Below are 15,042 nucleotides of genomic sequence, written 5' to 3' on the forward strand. Positions count from 1 at the left end.
GATGCCGTCCGCAAGAACTGCCGCCAAGTCGGTGAGGGCCCGGCGTTGTGGCACCGCACAGGCCGTTACCGGGGCACTGAGGCGTCCCTTCGGTGCGGCGTCGGACCGGCGTACGACGATCCCGGCGACGATCAGGCCGGCGATCAGCACCAGGCCACCGCCGGCGGCGGCGAACGTCCGCCCTCTGCGCCTCCGCGGACCCGAAGGAACCGCGACACCGTCCGGCGCAGCGGTGCGGCAGAAACCAGCGAGGAAACCCCTGTGCGAAGGCAGCGATCGACGTATCGATGCCTTCGTTCACCGCCGTCCGGTCATAAGACGATCCACACCTGATCTCAGTTGTCATCCACCCTGCATACGACGCCCCACCGGTCGACACCAGCGGGCGCGGAAGCCCTGACGTTGACGCCCACCCCTTGGCGCCCGCCCGCCTTCGGCTTAATGTATGAGCAATGGTTCAGATGATCAGGCGCGTGGCGTCAACGGCCTCCGAGGTACGGTCGAAAGGCCGGGCGGCAACCCGGTGATTCCGTTCACCCGTCCACTGTCCGGCAGCGAATCGGAAAAATGATCATGGTTCTACCGCCGCAAGACTCACAGGCGACGCCCACAGGCGAGGCGACATGCGAGGACGGCTGCTGCGCCGTTCCGGTGGTCGAACCAGAGGCACACGAGCGGTGGTTGCGAGCCGCCCGGGCGGCCAAGGCCCTGTCTTGGGCAAGTCTCGTCTGGATGACTCTCGAGGGCGCGGCCGGTTTGGTCGCGGGTGTCGGCGCGGCGTCGATCGCGCTGATCGGTTGGGCGCTGTCCTCAGTCGTCGAGGGGCTGGCCAGTGTCATCGTGATCTGGCGCTTCACGGGGTCCCGCACCCTGTCCCCGACCGCCGAGCACCGAGCGCAAAAGGCGGTCGCCGTCTCGTTCTGGCTGCTCGCCCCCTACGTCGCCGTCGAATCGGGCCACAAGCTCATCAGCGGTCAGCGCGCCGACACCACGGCCCTGGGAATCGCTGTGACCGTCGCCAGCCTGCTGATCATGCCGGCGCTCGGCAAGGCGAAGCACCGCCTCGGCGCCCGCCTCGGTTCCGGAGCCACCGCGGGCGAGGGCACGCAGAACCTTCTCTGCGCCTACCTCGCCGGCGCGGTCCTTATCGGTTTGGGCGCCAATACCTGGTTCGGATTGTGGTGGCTCGATCCCCTCATCGGCCTGGCCGTCGCCGCCGTCGCCGTCCGGGAAGGCCTCGAGGCGTGGCGCGGTGAGGACTGTTGCTGACCTGACGGCTACTCGCTGAGATGATGTCCGCGGTCATCGGCCGACACGTACCTCAGTCGCCAGCGACCCGCCCGTCCGCTCAAGAAGACGCCGGCCAGAGGCTCCACGTCGATATGCCAAAAACGTGCCGGTGGCGCCTCCACGGCGTGGACGACGGCGGCCCGGATGACGGCCGGGTGAGTGATGGCCGCGATGGAGCCTGAGGTGAGGCCGCTGAGCCATGCGGTGACGCGTTCGATGAGGTCGAGGATCGACTCACCGCCGTGCGGGGTGGCGGCCGGATCGGCCAGCCATTCTCGTACCGCCTCAGGCTCGCGCGCCTCCGTCTCCGCGAGTGTTCGCCCGCTCCACCGTCCAGAATCCCAATCGCGGAGCGACGGGTCGACCATCGCGGTCAAACCCAGCGCCTTCGCGGTCTGCGTGCAACGCAACTCCGGGCCGGTGAGCGACGACCGAGTGCCGGTGACCCTGCCGGCGAGCGCTTCGGCGCGCCGAAGGCCGCGTGGGTCCAGCGGCTCGTCGCCCGGGAACGCCGCCCGGGCGGTGGCGGCGGTCGAGGCGTGACTGATCAACTGGAGCCTGGTGGTCATGAGGTGATCATTGTCGCCTGTCACCCTCGTTGACGCGGTACGACTGGTGGGTTACGTTCCATGCGACATCGTGACGGTGTAGGAAGCCAGCGAGACTCTGGCACGGCCGCGCCACTGTGACCGGGCATGCCCCGGAAGTCAGACCCCGCCCTGTCACGGCCCCATCGAGCGGGACGCGTGATCCCGAAGGAGGCCGACCGTGGCCCAAGCCGCTGTCCCTGAATCCCACTCCCAGCCCGTCCCGGTACGCATCCCAATCCGGCAACTGCTGCCCTGGGCGATCTTCGCCTCCGTTCTGGCCCTGCTGTTGATCTACTTCGTCGGTGCCGAACAGGGCGCCACTTCCCTCATCGGCGGCCACTACGTGCACGAGTTCGTGCATGACGGCCGTCACCTGCTCGGCTTCCCCTGCCACTGAGCGGGCACGAGCGCATGGTCAGATCCCTTCTGGTCCGCGGCATGCTCGTCGGGCTTGCCGCGGCCCTCCTCGCCCTCGTCGTCGCATGGATCTTCGGTGAGCCCCAGGTCGGACGCGCGATCGGGTTCGAAGAACATCAGGCCGCCCTCGCCGGCGAGCCGCCCGAACCCGAACTCGTCAGCCGCAGCGTGCAAAAGACTCTCGGCCTGGCCACCGGCGTCGGCCTGTACGGCATCGCGCTGGGCGGCGTCTTCGCCCTCGCGTTCGCGTTCGCCTACGGCCGCATCGGCTCCTTCGGGGCACGAGCGACCTCCGCACTGGTCGCCTTCGGAGGCTTCATCGCCGTCGAGCTCGCCCCGTTCCTGAAGTACCCGGCCAACCCGCCGTCGGTCGGCAACCCCGACACCATCGGCAAGCGCACCGCCTTGTACTTCGGACTGATCCTCATCAGTGTCCTGTTCGCCATCGCGGCCGTACTGATCGGCCGGCGGCTGGCGCCACGATTCGGAAACTGGAACGCCGCCCTGACCGCCGCGGGTGTCTTCATCGTCCTGCTCGGCGTCGCCTACCTGACCATGCCGGCCGTCCAGGAGGTCCCCAAGGACTTTCCCGCCGTCGTGCTCTGGCGATTCCGCCTCGCCTCCCTCGGCATCCAGGCCACTCTCTGGGCCGCCCTCGGGCTGCTCTTCGGCCCCCTGGCCGAACGGCGGCTCTCCCATCGCCGCTCAAACGGAACCCACGTGATGCCGGCGGGTACCGCGCTTCGGTGATCCGTTACTTCGGCGTGCGGCCGTCCGTACCCCGTTGCCGATCCTGTGCAACTCCAGTGGCCCCGATCCCAGGTGGCGATCGGACTCGGACAGCCGTCGCGCCGCGACCGCATTGGCCGCCAGAGCGATCACTGCGGCGGTTGCGGCCGGCGCCAACCCCGCGATCGGCGCTGGACGGCGCCAGTGAGGCATGGTTCGGTACTGCCCGAGATCTCGAGCAGGGTCAGCCATGTCATCGCCGTCCCGCGCCGTCGGCCGTCGCGACGCCCTCGCGCTGAGGAACTGCGAGGTCATCAAGGTGCGCGGTACGGTACAACATATGAACGATCGTGCAGATGTTGTAGCGAAGCCCTTGACGGGGATCGGCGATTGCAGCGTCCGGATCGTCGACCGTGACCGGGTGGCCGTTGTGGCCGCGTCGATGCCCGCCGAGAACGACGTCGCCGAACTGGCGGACGTGTTCGGGCTGCTCGCCGATCCCGGTCGGCTGCGGGTTCTGGTCGCGCTGCTGGAAGGCGAGATGTGCGTGTGCGACCTCGCCGCGGTTTCCGGCGCGAGTGAGTCCGCGGTCTCTCATCACCTGCGGTTGCTGCGCGCGCATCGGGTAGTCCACGTACGCCGTAAGGGCCGGATGGCCTACTACCGGCTCGCCGACGCACATGTGCGCATGCTCTTGGACGTGGCGCTCACCCACATCGGGCATGCTCCCGCAGCCGCCCACCCCGAACACGACCCCAGCTCTGGAGAGCGCTCATGACCGGCCGGTCCGCCGACACGCACACCGATCGACATGCCGTCCATGACCATGAGGACGGACACGACCACGAGGCGGACCACGGCGGTGGCCACGCCGGTCATTCCCATGGCGTGAGCGCCGACGCGGACAAGCGTTACCTGACCGGCGCACTCGCGCTGATCACCGTATTCATGGCCGGCGAGGTCGTGGTCGGCATCCTGGCGAGTTCGCTGGCGCTGATCTCCGACGCCGCGCACATGCTGACCGACGCGGCCTCGATCGTGCTGGCGCTGGTGGCCATGCGGCTGGCCGCCAAACCGCCCGAGGGCGGGTACACCTATGGGCTCAAGCGCGCGGAGATCCTGTCGGCCCAGGCCAACGGGCTGTCACTGCTGTTGCTGTCGGCCTGGCTGGGATACGAGGCGATCCGCCGTCTCGTCGAACCGCCGGAGGTCACAGGCGGGCTGGTGCTGGGTACGGCGCTGGTCGGCGTCGCCATCAACGTGGCCGCGACCTGGCTGATCAGCAAGGCCAATCGGTCCAGCCTCAACGTCGAAGGCGCCTTCCAGCACATCCTGACCGACCTGTACGCCTTCATCGCCACCGCGGTGGCCGGTCTGATCATGGTGCTCACCGGGTTCGCCCGCGCGGACGCGATCGCCTCACTCGTCGTGGTCGCGCTGATGCTCAAGGCCGGTATCGGGCTGGTACGCGAATCCGGGCGCGTCTTCCTGGAGGCCGCTCCTGCCGGGCTGTCACCGGAACAGGTCGGCCAGGCCCTGGCCGCCCGCCCCCACGTCACCGAGGTCCACGACCTGCACGTCTGGCAGATCACCTCGGGGATGCCCGCCGCCTCGGCCCATGTCCTGGTCGACTCGGGGAAGGACTGCCACGCCGTACGCGCCGACCTCGAAGCGGTCCTGGCCACCGAATACAAGATCACCCACACCACGCTTCAGGTCGACCACGCGCCGGACCCGCTGTTGTCCATCACCAACGCGGACGGCAAGGCAGAAGAACACTGCGACGAGTCCCACGGTCCCGTACACCGCCCCGAGCCGCCGACGACCGCGCCCGAGACCGGCCGGTGACGCGGCACCACAGTCACGACGCAGACAGCCCCACCACAACTGCGAAGGTCAAGCATCGGCTCGATCGGCGGCCTCGATGGGACCGGACCGTTCGGCGCAAGATCATAAGTCTCAGGAAACGGTCGGCCGGGTGCTGAACGCACCGGTGAGGGTGGCCAGCACGGAGGCGAGCATCCAGGCGGCGGCATAACCGAATCCCGCGGCGGGCGACACCGTGGTGTACAGGACACCGACGACCACGGTCGAGATCAGGTCGCCGAGGGCTTGGACTGCCCCAAGCACGCCGAATCCGCTGCCGCGCAGCCGGTCGGGCAGCAGTAGCGCGACGAGCGCGGACTCGGCCGTCTCAGCGAACCCGATTCCAGCGCCGGCGAGGCTGAAGGCGATCAGCAGCGCCCACGGCGAGTGGGGGCCGATGGAGAACCCCGCGTACGCCAGCACGTAGACGACGGCGCCGGCCCCGAACACCAGCCGAGGGCCGGCCCGGTCGATCCAGTGGCCACCGAGGTAGGCGATGACGGCCCCGAAGGCGTTGTGGGCCGCGTAGATCACGATCGCCAGTGAGGCCGCGGCGGCGGCCGACCGGCCCGTGCTGTGCAGAAGCTGGGTGGCGCGCAGGATCAGCAGCGTGACGGCGACGTTGCCGAACTCGAACGCCGCGATCGGCAGGAGCGGCCGGACCAGCCCGGCCCCGCGCAGACCTTTGAAATCGAGCCGGATCGGTCGGCGCACACCATCGTGCCGGCGCGCTTGCCGGGCGGCGATGGTGATCGCGACCGCGGCGAAGATGCCGGGAACGAAGGCGAACCACAGGGCGGGACGAATCCCCAGCCAGGTGACCAGTCCGGCGGCCAGGAGGGGGCCGGCGACCGCGCCGAGGTTGTCACCGGCGCGTTCCAGCCCGAACGCGCGGCCGAACGCGCGGGGAGGAGCCAGTGAGGCGAGCAGGCTGTCGCGGGCCGGTGAGCGGATGCCGCGTGACCACCATGCGATGGCCCGCAGGATCCCCGCCTGCCACACCGCGGTGACCAGGCCGATCGCGCCGGTCGCCAGCGCGGTGCCGAGATACCCGCCGCCGGCGATCCGGCCGCGGCGGCGTGGATCGTCGGCGAGCGGCCCGCCGACCAGCTTCGCCACCCCGATCAGCGCGTCACTCAGCCCTTCGATCAGTCCCAACGCCGACGCTGAGGCGTGCAGCACGTTGGACAGAAAGGCCGGGAGCACCGAGGTGGCGATTTCGTGGCCGGCGTCAGAGAAGAAGCTGGCCAGCCCGACACCACCGACCCCAGGGCTCAGCCAACGCCCCTCATCGGGTTCCTCGGGGGCACCGCCCCGCTCCGGTTGCGGCTCAGCCATTCTGCTCGCCTCCCCGCCGCCACCGGATTCGGCACTCAGACCCGTCCCTACATCATCGGCCAATAGTCGCCGAGCGGCACAGGGGCACGCCGCCACCCGCCGCGGCACCGAGAATGTGCAGCAGCGGCATGGCGGCGTCACCTCATCGTGTCGACAGACAGGTGGCGGATATCTCTATGGACGTCTTCACGATTTCGTGGGCGGCAGATGGATCTCGTGCCGCAGGCGGATGTCCCGCGATCCGGTACCGAGCATGATGCGGTACGTCCCGCCGGTCACCGTCCACCCGTGTGAGGCCGTGTCCCAGGAGGCGAACGACCTGGAGTCGAGGGTGAAGGCCACATGCCGCGTCTGCCCCGGCCGTAGCCGGATCTTGATGAATCCCTTGAGCTGTGCGGGGGGTTCGTCCGGCGCGCCGATGTAGAGCTGCGGCACGGCGGTGCCGATCCGGTGACCGATGTCGGTGACGTCCGCGCCGACCGTGATGTCGGTGCCGTGCCCGTGGACCGTCAGGTTCCGGTACGCGAACGTGGTGTACGACAGGCCGTACCCGAAGGGGAACAGCGGCTCGATGTTCTTCGCGTCGTAGTGGCGGTAGCCGACGCGGAGCCCCTCGGAGTACGTCGCGACGCCGTTCACGCCGGGGTACTGCTCCGGCGTGCTGGCCGGGGTGTCCGCCAGGCTCTTCGGGAACGTGATCGGCAGCCGGCCGGACGGATCGGTGTCACCGAGGAGCACGTCGGCCATCGCGTTGCCGTCCTCCTCGCCCGGGTACCACGCCTCCATCAGCCCGGCGACCTTGCCGGCCCAGGGCATCGACACCGGGCCGCCGGTGTTGAGCACGACGATCGTGCGCGGGTTGGCCGCCGCGACCGCCTCGACCAGCTTGTCCTGGTAGCCCGGCAGTGCGAGGCTCGACCGGTCGATCGCCTCGGTGTCCTTGTTCGCCACGAACACCACGGCCGTGTCGGCCTTCTTCGCCGCCTGGACGGCCTCCGCGATCTGGACGTCCGGTGTGTTCGGTGGGGGCGCCCAGGACAGCTCGATCATGGCCTGAGCGTTGGGCTTGGCCCAGTCGACCCGCATCGAGTGCCGCTGCCCGGCCGTCAGGTGCACGGTGACCGACTTGGTGACGCCGGGGAAACCGCCGTTGTTGTCGAGCACGCTCGCGCCGTCGAGGTAGAGCGTCGCGTGTGCGTGGTTGGTGAGGTTGAAGGTGTAGTCGCCGTCGACCGGTGCCGTGAACGTGCCCGTCCACCGGATCGACCAGCCGTTCGGCGGCAGTCCCGGCGCGGGGATCCCGCCCGTCGGATCCATGTCGATCCACGGATCGACGCGGGTCAGCTTCGGCTCGCCGGTCCACGTGGTGTTGTCGTAGTGGCGGGCGGTCCAGCCATGCCCGCCGTCCTCGGACGTCATCGTGTACGACGGAAGCGCAGGCTGCGGCCCGAGGTCCACCGGGGGCATGCCCTCGGCGTACTCGACCGTGACTCCGCGTTTCTTGAAGGCGTCCAGCGGGCTGACCTTGTAGAGCGGCGCGACGCCGACGCTGCCGCCGCCGGTGGCGGCCGCGTTGCCCGCGCCCGGGCCGATGAGCGCCACCGACCTGTCCTTGCGGAGCGGCAGCACGCCCCCGGAATTCTTCAGCAGCACCGTCCCGGCCTCGGCCGCCGTACGGGAGACCGCGCCGTCCCGCCGCGCGTCGATCGGCCGCGTGGCCTGCGGCCGGTCGAACAGCCCGAACCGGAACATCGTGCTGAGGATCCGGTGCACGTGCTCGTCGACCGTGGCCATCGGGACCTGCCCGGACTGCACGGCCGTCTTGAGCGGGTCACCGTAGTGCGCGCCGTTCGGCAGCTCGAAGTCCAGCCCACCGGTCGCGCAGCGGACAGTGTCGTGGCAGGAACTGAAGTCCGAGACCACGAACCCCCGGTAACCCCAGTCGTTCTTCAGCACGCCCTGCAGCAGGGCCTGGTGCTCGCACGCGTACGCGCCGTTGACCTTGTTCTTCGAGCACATGATCGAGCCGGAACGCTTCGCGGACTCCTCGAACGCCGGCATGTAGATCTCGTGCAGCGTCCGTTCGTCGATGTGCTCATCGACCTGGTCCCGATCGGTCTCCTGGTTGTTGGCCAGGTAGTGCTTGGCGTCGGCGATGACACCCTGCGACTGGATGCCGTCGATGTTGCCGGCGGCGATCCGACCCGCGAGGTACGGGTCTTCGCCGTACGCCTCGAACGTCCGCCCGTTCAGCGGCGTACGTGCGATGTTGATGTCCGGGCCCTCCATCAGGTTGCGGCCCGTGTCGCGCGTCTCGCGCCCCTCGACGACGCCGTACGCCCGTGCCACCGCGGGGTCGAAGCTTGCGGCGAGTCCCAAAGGCGCCGGCAGCGCCGTCGTCTGCGCCTGTACGGGCCCGCTGGAGCCGACGCCGGCCGGGCCGTTGTTCAGCCGTAGCGCGGGAATGCACAACCGCGGGATCGGGAGCGTCTCGCGGTCGTGCGTGCTGTCAGAGACGGCGTGCATCATGCCGAGCTTCTCGTCCAGGGTCATCTGGGCGGTGACCAGGTCGGCGCGTTCGCTCGCCGGCAGATGCGTGTCCATCCAGGCCGAGCAGTCGGCGGGATCGGCGTGGGCGGGGCCCGCCGTTGTCATCCCGGCGAGGGCCAGCATGACGGCGGCGACCGCCCTGAGGGGGCGCCTCATCGGGCGTCCCCGTGGCCGACCGGGAGGCGGTGACCGACGTGGATCCCGCACGCGAAGGCCGCGGTTCCGCGCGTGCAGGTGTCGGCGGTGGCCGCGGTCAGGGACGGGGCCGCCATGCCGATGGCGAGCTTCCTGCGCATCGTTCTCGCTCCCAGGGTGAGGAATGTTGTTCGTCGCGCGCCGACGACACGGCCTATGCCGTGAGCCGGAAGTAGTCGAGGTTGAACCCGCCCGTCTCGCAGTAGACGGTGACCAGCTGATCGCCCTGCGGGAGGCCGACCCTCACGTGCACCGACTGGTAGACCGCCCAGCCGCCGGTGTCCGGCACCGAGACGGTCGCGAGGACGATGCCGGCCGCGTCGCGGAACGACAGCGCGTTCGTCGCGACGGCACCCGTGCCGTTGGCGACGCGCAACTCGAGGTCGTACGTGCCGGCCCGCGCCACGTCGATGCGGTACTTCAGCCAGTTGCCGGCCGCCGTCCAGCCGACGTCCTTTCCGCCGGAGGCGGCGGGGTTGCTCTCGACGAAGTTGCCGCCGCCTTCGGTCCAGCCATGCTGCGCGGCGTACGACTCGGCCTCGACCTTCTCCCCGATGGGCGCGCCGTGCGGCTTCACGGTCACGTGCACGGTGACCTCGTCGCTCGCCCGGCCATCGGTGGCGAAGAGGGTCAGGTCCTGCTCGCCGGCCACGGTCGGGTGGATCGTCACGAGCCCCGTCGTGGCGTCGACGCTGACGCCGTCCGGCAGGTCGGAGGCGTAGAAGGCGAGCGGATCGCCGTCGGCGTCGGTCGCTTTCAGCGGCACCCGCACCGTGCCGTACTGGTCGGCGACCACGTCGGCCACGTTGTCCAGCACCGGGGCGTGATCGCCCTTCGCCGGCGGCAGCAGGCCCTTCCAGCGGAACGTGGCGAACGAGTGCGCCGGCACCGTCTCGACGAAGGACCGTCCGGCGAGCAGGACGCGCACACGGGTGTCGGTGTCGTTGCCATTGCCGAGGACGGCGACGAAGTCGTTCGACCCGTGCCGGTAAACGACGTTGCCGATGCCGTTCGCCGTCGCGCTCGACTCCACCCGTACGTCGCCGGGGCTCAGGTATCGCGCGAACTGACCGATCGTGTAGAGCTCGTCGCGGACGCTGAACTCGCCCGTCCTCGTGTCGACCTTGACGAGCCGGTCAGGCCACTTCGTCGTCCGGCCGATCTCCTCCCAGTCGACGTTGTTGTCGCGCTTGTCCGTCCAGTGCAGCGTCCCGCCGTCCTGGTCCGTGGTCTGCGCCCACAGGATGTACGAGCCGGCGTCCAGCCGGAAGTAGTTGAGGATCGTGTTCGGGGACAGGTCGCTCGTCTCGGTCATCTGCACCGGCTTGCCGGTCTGCTCGTACGTGTCTCGCATGACCGTCGGGTCGCCCCAGTAGGGGTGGAAGGCGACGGCGTCGGCGGCCGCGCGGACCTGCGCACCGGTCACCGAGCCGTCCGGTGCGTCCTCGAAGATGCGGTGGTAGTTCTTGGTCTCCGTGCTGTTCGGGTCCCGCCAGTCCCAGAAGTTGAAGTCGTGCACGTACAGCCCGGTGCCGAGCCCGGCGGCACGGAACTCGCGCTTGATCGCGAGCGCCAGCTTCTGCTGCTGAGCCACGGTGATGTCCATGGCCGGGTAGACGACGTCCATGCCGGGCTCGTTGAGCAGTGTGATCGCGTCGATGTCGATGCCGTGCCGCGCGTACGCCTTGATGAACTTCACGTAGTAGCGGGCGAAGACGTCGATGCAGTCGTCGCGGAGCCGGCCCACCTGGTAGTAGCTCGTGGTGCTGCCCGGCCGCAGCGCGACCTCGCCGGTGAACCGGTTGTTCGTCTTCATCCACGCCGGAGCGCTCCAGGCAGAGGCGAAGAACGTCGCGTGGGGGTTGTAGCGCTGGATCAGCTTGATGGTGTCGATGATGTGCAGGTCGAGATCGTGCCGGATCGAGAAGTACTTCAGGCCGAAGTCCTCGGCGACGCCGGCGGGGGGCTCGTCCTCCGACCAGAACGGCAGGTGCTCGATGACGTCCGGGCTGCCGATCGTCACGCGGAACCGGTCAAGGCCGGCGCCCTTCTTCGGGTCGACGAGCAGCCGGATGGCCTCCTCGCGCTTGGCCGGGCTGAGCTTCCACAGGTTCGACACGCTCGTCTCGTCCAGGGAGAAGCCGATACCGGTGTAGCGCTGGCGCGTCCGGCCGGGGTCGACGACGACGGTCGCGTCGGCGGGCGCGCTCTCGTCGTTCCCGAGGCGAACGTCGGGCAATGGCCGCCACTGGTGTGCGGCACCGGTGGAGTAGGTGCCGGCCACGAGCGGGTCGTGATGGACCGGCCCCGCCGTGGCCGTCGCCGGCAGTGGAACGGCGAGCACGGTGACGGTCGCGGATGCGGCGGCCAGCGCAGCGGTGATGAAACGCCTCACGGCGCCTCCTGAGAATGGGGGTCCTCACGGCAGGCTCCGGTGGTGGCCGCCGCCGCTTCGATGCGCAGTCGTGGATCGGGGCTCGTTCTCGGGCGGAGGAAACTTGCGGAAAGGGTCTGGGTGCCTGAAGCCTAGTTTTGCTGAGGCTTAAGTCAAGCCTTGAATTTATCGACCGCGACTTCTCCTCGGCCGCCGACCGCCGCTGCCTGCATCGCGGCACCGGACGCTTCCTCAGTTACTGTTCACTGTCTTTACAATAGTCGGCCGCGTGCTTACCGTGACGTCATGGCCCGGGTCTGGCCCCTCCGTCAGGAGACCGACCGGCCGTGTTCCCACGGTCGCCTTCGGAGCTCCGCGCCGCCGGACAGGCGTGCGCCCCCGTGAAGGAGAACGTGCGTGACAGCAGAGAACGGCGCGACACGGCGCACCAGCGGCAAGAAGCTGGTGATCGCCGCGGCCGGCGCCATGATGATCGCCGCGGCCGGGTCCGGTGTCGTCGGCACCGCGGCCGCCTCCCCTCGCCAGATCACCGGACCGGGCGGCACGTGCGCGGACGCGGCGTCGGCCGGTACGGCCGGCGGCGCCGGAGTCCGGCCGAACGGCTGCGCCGGCGACCGAACCTGGACACCGCTGAGCAGCGCCGCCCTCGATCCGACCGTCTCGCCGGGTGGCAACTTCGACCTGTCGGTGTGGGAGCTCCAGCTTCCGATCGGGTCGCCCGGCTCTCCGACCACGATCCCGCCATCGCGGTTGAAGGGCGCCAACGGGTACACGAACCCCGCGTACTTCTGGACCGACAAGAACGACGGCTCGATGACCTTCTGGGACCCCGAGTCCGGGGTCACCACGCCGAACTCCAACTATCCGCGCTCCGAGCTCCGTGAGATGAACGCCGACGGCAGCGCCGCCGACTGGTCGCTGTCCGGCACCCACCGGCTGTCGGCGAGGCTGCGGATCGTCTCGGTGACCTCGAACGTCTGCGTCGGGCAGATCCACCTCGGCAGCGGCGGCTCCTCGACCAAACCGCTGCTCGAGCTCTACTACCACAGCAACGGGGACATCGTCCTCGGCCTGGAGAACTCCCCCGACGGCGGACAGACCCTCCACACGCTGGCCAACGTGGCGCTCGGCACCCAGTGGAGCTACATCATCGCGATCACCGGCGGCCGGATCCAGATCACCGTCAACGGCAGCACGACCAGCTACCCGATCGCCTCCGGCTTCAACTCCTACCACCAGTACTTCAAGGCCGGCGATTACAACCAGTCCGCGTCGGACAGCACCAGCAAGGGCGCGAAGGTGAAGTTCTACGCCCTGACCGTGGCGCACGGCTGACCGCACGGGAGGGCCCTGGTCGCCGGTTCGTGGGTCGGGGTCACCCGGGAGCACCGCTCCCGGATGACCCCGACCGTTGCTCCCGCCTGGTGCTCCCCCGCCGGCATGGTCCTGGTGCACGCGCCACGGATGCCGGCCGACCGGCTCGCCTCCGCCGAACGCGGCGGAGACCATCGCCCGGCCCGGAGATGGGTTTGATGTGAAAACCTAGGTATATGGACAGCAAGCACGGCCGCCCCTGCTCGATCGCCGCGGCGCTGTCGTTTCTGGGAGACCGATGGGCGCTCCTCGCGGTCCGCGAGGTGATATTCGGCAACCACACGTTCAGCGAGATCGTCCGCAACACCGGAGCCCCTCGCGACCGCGTTGCCGCGCGCCTGAAGAGCCTCGTCGCCGCAGGAGTCCTTGAGCAGCGCCAGTACCAGGAGCACCCGCCCAGGTACGACTACCACCTCACTCAGGCGGGCCGGGAACTCGTACCGGTCCTGTCGGCGCTGCGCGCCTGGGGAGACAAGTGGGTCGTCGAGGATCCCCCGCTCAGTGTCACGCACCACGGCCACCCGGTCCGTCCCCGAGTCATCTGTGAGACGTGCGGCGGGCCCGTTCACGAGGACGAGGTGGAGAAGACCTCGAACGCCGCGGACTGGGATCTCGCCGGCCCCGTGAGTGTCTCGAAGAACTCGAAGAAGCCGCCTGCGGCGCCGAAGGGATCTGCCGGCCGCTGAGGTACGGCGAGTCCCGCCCGGCCATGGTCCCGGTTCGCCGACCCCGCCCCCTCGGGCCCGGATGCCATGAGCCTGATACGCCGCGTCCCCGCGCTTCGACTGGTGGATTTAGGGAATGACCACAACGGTCAATTACAGACGCCACCCAAAAGGCCCTGCAGTCGCGGTCGGATAGCCAGGCAACATGCTCGGCGAAGCGGATCGCGCGCCGCAGATCACGAAGAAGCCGACCTCCTTCGCATGTGTGGTGAACCGGATCGTCCCCGTCGGCGGCCCCGACCACGTCGTCCGGGGTGAAGTCGCGCGGACCCATGTCAGGGACGGTCTCCATCCGGAGCGCGCCGAGTGGTCTGCCTCCGGAGCCACAGTGACTCCTGGGAAAGAGTGAACTGCATGCAGTTGGATCGCATCGCTGACACGGACATCAGGTTCCAGCGGAACGGCGCGGGTGATCGGGCACTGGTCTTCGTCCACGGATTCCTCGACGACCAGCATGTCTGGGACGCGGTGATCGGAGAGCTCAGGAGCGAGGGCGTCGAGACGGTGCAACTCGACCTGGCCGGTATGGGTGAGCGCACGGATGCGAGCGGTCCGTTCACGCTGGACCGGTTCGCCTCGGAGGTCGGGGCCGTGGTCGACGCCCTCGACACGCCGGCGGTGCTCATCGGGCAGAGCATGGCCGCGCCGATCGTGGAACTGGTGGCCGCCGCCCGTCCCGAGCGCACCCTAGGCGTGGTGCTGGTGACGCCCGTTCCGCTCGGCGGCGCACGGTTGCCCGACGAGGCGGTCGAGTCCTTCCGCGGGCTGGGCGGCGACCCGCGGGCCCAGCGGGCCCTCCGGCAACAGCTGTCCAGTGGGCTCGGCGAGGCAGACCTGGACAGGCTCGCGGTGGTCGGCGGGCGGGTGCGGCCCGAGGTGGTGCGCGCGCTGGTGGACTGCTGGAACGCCGGCCACCCGGACGGGGAGCGGCCCAGCCGCTACACGGGTCCCGTGCTGGTGATCCGCGGTGCCGACGACGGACTCGTCACCGAGGACATGGTCGCCGACGGGGTGCTGGAGCGGTTCGGCACGGTCGAGGCGGCCACGGTCGACAGGGCCGGGCACTGGGTGCACATCGAGCGGCCCGCCGCCGTCGCCGCTCTGCTGGACGCGTTCCTGTCCAAGGCACATCCCGCGGGCAACAGAACGCGCGGCGTGGGGCCGCAGCAGTGGACCCTGGCCTTCGCCGAGAAGTCCGCCGCCTCCTTCGCCGAGGCATTCGCCGAGGACGTCGTGCTGGAGGCGAGCACGCTCACCCGGCCGGTCGAGGGCCGTGAGCAGGTCAAGCAGGTGATGGGAGCGGCCAGCGGCATCTACGAATCGCTGGCGTTCACCCAGGAGAGCTCCAGCGGGCCGCGCACCTATCTGGAGTGGGAGGCCACGGCGTTCGGCGGGACGCGGATCCGGGGCGTGACCATCCTGACCAAGGACGAGCACGGTCAGATCGTCCGCGCGGCGGTCCATCACCGGCCGCTCGGCGTCGTACTCCGCTTCTCCGCCGAGCTGCGGGACCGCCTGCGCGGGCGCATCGACCCAGCGCACTTCTACGACGGCGACCGCTAGGGGCGCGAGA

13 protein-coding genes are annotated in these 15,042 nt (G+C 69.5%); 8 read left to right on the forward strand and 5 right to left on the reverse strand.

All coding sequences use genetic code 11. The annotated features are described in order from the left end of the window. Positions 1-651: 651 nt before the first annotated feature. The gene (locus tag ABEA24_RS24780; RefSeq protein WP_345433770.1) at positions 652-1,269 is read left to right on the forward strand and encodes a cation efflux transmembrane domain-containing protein; all 618 of its coding nucleotides are present in this window, start codon (positions 652-654) and stop codon (positions 1,267-1,269) included. 8 nt (positions 1,270-1,277) lie between these two features. Here ABEA24_RS24780 and ABEA24_RS24785 read toward each other — a convergent pair whose 3' ends face one another. Beyond that, the gene (locus ABEA24_RS24785) at positions 1,278-1,859 is read right to left on the reverse strand and encodes a histidine phosphatase family protein (RefSeq protein ID WP_345433426.1); all 582 of its coding nucleotides are present in this window, start codon (positions 1,857-1,859) and stop codon (positions 1,278-1,280) included. A 199-nt stretch (positions 1,860-2,058) separates the two neighbouring features. On the opposite strand from ABEA24_RS24785, the gene ABEA24_RS24790 reads away from it, so the two are divergent. From ABEA24_RS24790 to ABEA24_RS24805, 4 genes are all read left to right on the forward strand, one after another. Continuing rightward, positions 2,059-2,277 carry a CbtB domain-containing protein gene (locus ABEA24_RS24790; RefSeq protein ID WP_345433427.1) on the forward strand — a complete coding sequence of 73 codons (219 nt, stop codon included), beginning with the start codon at positions 2,059-2,061 and terminating at the stop codon, positions 2,275-2,277. Positions 2,278-2,291: 14 nt separating this feature from the next. Further along, on the forward strand, positions 2,292-3,047 hold the full coding sequence (locus ABEA24_RS24795) for a CbtA family protein (RefSeq protein ID WP_345433428.1): 756 nt from the start codon (positions 2,292-2,294) through the stop codon (positions 3,045-3,047). 319 nt (positions 3,048-3,366) lie between these two features. Beyond that, entirely contained in the window at positions 3,367-3,804 is a 438-nt protein-coding gene (locus tag ABEA24_RS24800; RefSeq protein ID WP_345433429.1) for an ArsR/SmtB family transcription factor, read from the forward strand. Continuing rightward, positions 3,801-4,874, forward strand: coding sequence for a cation diffusion facilitator family transporter (locus tag ABEA24_RS24805; protein WP_345433430.1), 1,074 nt, complete (start codon positions 3,801-3,803; stop codon positions 4,872-4,874). Before ABEA24_RS24800 ends, ABEA24_RS24805 begins: the two co-directional genes overlap by 4 nt. A 111-nt stretch (positions 4,875-4,985) precedes the next feature. On the opposite strand, the gene ABEA24_RS24810 is transcribed toward ABEA24_RS24805, so the two are convergent. The 4 genes from ABEA24_RS24810 to ABEA24_RS24825 all read right to left on the reverse strand — a co-directional run bounded on the left by ABEA24_RS24810 (position 4,986) and on the right by ABEA24_RS24825 (position 11,370). Then, positions 4,986-6,230, reverse strand: coding sequence for an MFS transporter (locus ABEA24_RS24810; protein WP_345433431.1), 1,245 nt, complete (start codon positions 6,228-6,230; stop codon positions 4,986-4,988). Positions 6,231-6,416: 186 nt separating this feature from the next. Beyond that, a complete protein-coding gene (locus tag ABEA24_RS24815) occupies positions 6,417-8,936 on the reverse strand; it encodes a beta-glucosidase (RefSeq protein WP_345433432.1) in 2,520 nt (839 codons plus the stop codon). Beyond that, positions 8,933-9,076, reverse strand: coding sequence for a hypothetical protein (locus ABEA24_RS24820; RefSeq protein ID WP_345433433.1), 144 nt, complete (start codon positions 9,074-9,076; stop codon positions 8,933-8,935). The genes ABEA24_RS24815 and ABEA24_RS24820 overlap by 4 nt, the downstream gene beginning before the upstream one ends. Positions 9,077-9,129: 53 nt before the next feature. Continuing rightward, positions 9,130-11,370, reverse strand: coding sequence for a carbohydrate-binding protein (locus ABEA24_RS24825; protein WP_345433434.1), 2,241 nt, complete (start codon positions 11,368-11,370; stop codon positions 9,130-9,132). A 396-nt stretch (positions 11,371-11,766) separates the two neighbouring features. Between ABEA24_RS24825 and ABEA24_RS24830 the strand changes: the two genes are divergently transcribed. From ABEA24_RS24830 to ABEA24_RS24840, 3 genes are all read left to right on the forward strand, one after another. Continuing rightward, the gene (locus ABEA24_RS24830; protein WP_345433435.1) at positions 11,767-12,705 is read left to right on the forward strand and encodes a polysaccharide lyase family 7 protein; all 939 of its coding nucleotides are present in this window, start codon (positions 11,767-11,769) and stop codon (positions 12,703-12,705) included. A 215-nt stretch (positions 12,706-12,920) separates the two neighbouring features. Beyond that, complete coding sequence (locus ABEA24_RS24835) at positions 12,921-13,430, forward strand: winged helix-turn-helix transcriptional regulator (protein WP_345433436.1); 510 nt, start codon at positions 12,921-12,923, stop codon at positions 13,428-13,430. Positions 13,431-13,823: 393 nt separating this feature from the next. Beyond that, entirely contained in the window at positions 13,824-15,032 is a 1,209-nt protein-coding gene (locus ABEA24_RS24840) for an alpha/beta fold hydrolase (protein ID WP_345433437.1), read from the forward strand. The last annotated feature ends 10 nt before the right edge of the window (positions 15,033-15,042 follow it).

The organism is Actinoallomurus vinaceus (genome assembly GCF_039542055.1).
GTDB classification, from domain to species: domain Bacteria; phylum Actinomycetota; class Actinomycetes; order Streptosporangiales; family Streptosporangiaceae; genus Actinoallomurus; species Actinoallomurus vinaceus.

Excerpts from the sequence above, each read along its gene's own strand:
- ABEA24_RS24810 (WP_345433431.1), bottom strand. The coding sequence starts at position 6,230 with ATGGCTGAGCCGCAACCGGAGCGGGGCGGTGCCCCCGAGGAACCCGAT.
- ABEA24_RS24800 (WP_345433429.1), top strand. The coding sequence starts at position 3,367 with ATGAACGATCGTGCAGATGTTGTAGCGAAGCCCTTGACGGGGATCGGC.
- ABEA24_RS24820 (WP_345433433.1), bottom strand. The coding sequence starts at position 9,076 with ATGCGCAGGAAGCTCGCCATCGGCATGGCGGCCCCGTCCCTGACCGCG.
- ABEA24_RS24795 (WP_345433428.1), top strand. The coding sequence starts at position 2,292 with ATGGTCAGATCCCTTCTGGTCCGCGGCATGCTCGTCGGGCTTGCCGCG.
- ABEA24_RS24805 (WP_345433430.1), top strand. The coding sequence starts at position 3,801 with ATGACCGGCCGGTCCGCCGACACGCACACCGATCGACATGCCGTCCAT.
- ABEA24_RS24840 (WP_345433437.1), top strand. The coding sequence starts at position 13,824 with ATGCAGTTGGATCGCATCGCTGACACGGACATCAGGTTCCAGCGGAAC.
- ABEA24_RS24835 (WP_345433436.1), top strand. The coding sequence starts at position 12,921 with ATGGACAGCAAGCACGGCCGCCCCTGCTCGATCGCCGCGGCGCTGTCG.
- ABEA24_RS24785 (WP_345433426.1), bottom strand. The coding sequence starts at position 1,859 with ATGACCACCAGGCTCCAGTTGATCAGTCACGCCTCGACCGCCGCCACC.
- ABEA24_RS24815 (WP_345433432.1), bottom strand. The coding sequence starts at position 8,936 with ATGAGGCGCCCCCTCAGGGCGGTCGCCGCCGTCATGCTGGCCCTCGCC.